This window comes from Endozoicomonas sp. ONNA1 (assembly GCF_024606325.1).
Lineage (GTDB): Bacteria > Pseudomonadota > Gammaproteobacteria > Pseudomonadales > Endozoicomonadaceae > Endozoicomonas_A.
In genome coordinates this window covers 1-1,710 of record NZ_JAHHPN010000405.1, presented here as the reverse complement: position 1 = coordinate 1,710, position 1,710 = coordinate 1, and the positions used below count along the sequence as shown (strand labels likewise).

Here is a 1,710-nt window from a genome sequence, read left to right as displayed (position 1 = left end):
TGCCCACTGAGCCCGTGACAGAACTCTGCGGTAAGTGGATGGTAGGCACTGTTAACCCCCAATGCCTGTACGTCTACAAACGTGATGCCCACAGCTGGCGTATGGAAAGGGGTGCAGATGCCGATAAACTGCACGCAAAACTTCTGCCTGACCTGCAATCATTACACGATGGACTTCTTGGACGTGCCAATATCGTTATCTGGGGAGTTTATGACCGTTTCACCTCGGGACATCTGCGAGCGGACGGAACGTTCAGTTTACCAAAATTAAAATTCTTCAATTTTTCCCGCATGGAACGCTACCCTGAACTGGTGCTCACCGGCTATAGCAAAGAAGACATCCAATGCTTTTGCGTTTACGACGATGCACAGATAAACATTTCCGACATCCTGTGGGAGAAGAGTCAGTGTGAAAAAGTATTGGAGCTTAAACCCTTGCCTCTGGTTGTCTATTGCCACCGCACAGGCTTTGCGCAGGTCTATTTTGATGATGAACTGGACAGTATACCGCTGTGCATGAATGAGCATTCTCTGAATGATATAGCATCCTCACAGGGCGTAGACCCAGACGATTTGAGAGCCGTTCTGAATCTGCTGCCAATGTCTTTGCGGGCAGAAGCAATGAGTTCAGAATTAAGCGTCCCACAAGAAGCAGAACCCGATGCCAGGCACAAATTACAACAGGCCATGGATCTGGTAAGTAATCCCTGTTCATACAGCTACGAGAAGCTCCTGGAATTAAAACAGGGCTTACCCATTCACCAGCATTTTTTTCATGAAGGAGGTTTTACATCATTGCTTAAAATGCTGCTTGTTTCCGAAATGCTCAGATACCAGAAGCCAGAGCAGGAGCAAATTCAGAAACAGGAGGAAGCAGCTTACCGAATGTTTCAGCTGCTTGTGCAAAGTGGGGCAAGTCTGCGGAAAGATTGGTACAGGAGTTTCATCAACGGAATGATAGGTCTTGACTCTTTTATAATGCCACTGGGCATAATGAATTGCATGCTGGTTGCCTTTAGTCCATTTGAATGCATGACTTTGCCCCATCTCAGGAAGATACCTCTGACCGTCTGTCCGGGAGCCATTGTTGAATTTGACCGCATTTGCCAGAAACTGAGTCCACAACAACGGCAGGGCGCTTTGGAAAAAATATTGTGGGGATATGTGGAAGATTGTCGCCCCCCGACTCTTAATACCATCCAGACCTTCTTACTGGCACTGTTTCATTACGAGGCCTCTCCGGACAAAGGCGTTCTGAATCGTTTTAAAGCCCGATTTGCTCACCAATATCCTGAAGGTGAGAAGATTATTGATGATTTCTCTCTGAGTGATTATATCCAATGGCTTGAAAAGTTATGGCTGCAACGGGAAACGCATTCTTTCTACCGGAATTGGCCAGAGCATGTCCAGCAGGCTCAAAAGGACATCCTGGATCTGAAGCAATCTCTCGGTCTGGACGATTCTCACAACCTGGCGACACCCGAAACACCAGCGGTATTACAGTTTGTGGTGGATGCCTTTAGCAGGCCGCCGGTCTTGCCTGATAATGCCGGCGATAATCAAAAAACCATCCTGAAGGTTTTGCAGCATTATTACCGGCGTCCGGGACCGGAGCGGGTGATCCGGAGCATTGAAAGACAAACCTTGCCAACCGTTTGGAAACCGCTGCACAGCTGCAGCCATGTCCTGCGGGCCAGAAATAATGGTCACT

General features: G+C 48.1%; 1 protein-coding gene. It reads left to right on the top strand.

Annotated elements, in window-relative coordinates; translation table 11 throughout:
• Positions 1–14 precede the first annotated feature (14 nt).
• Positions 15–1,710: hypothetical protein (locus KDK19_RS09205; protein ID WP_257291797.1), on the top strand; the 1,696-nt coding region annotated here is incomplete at its 3' end.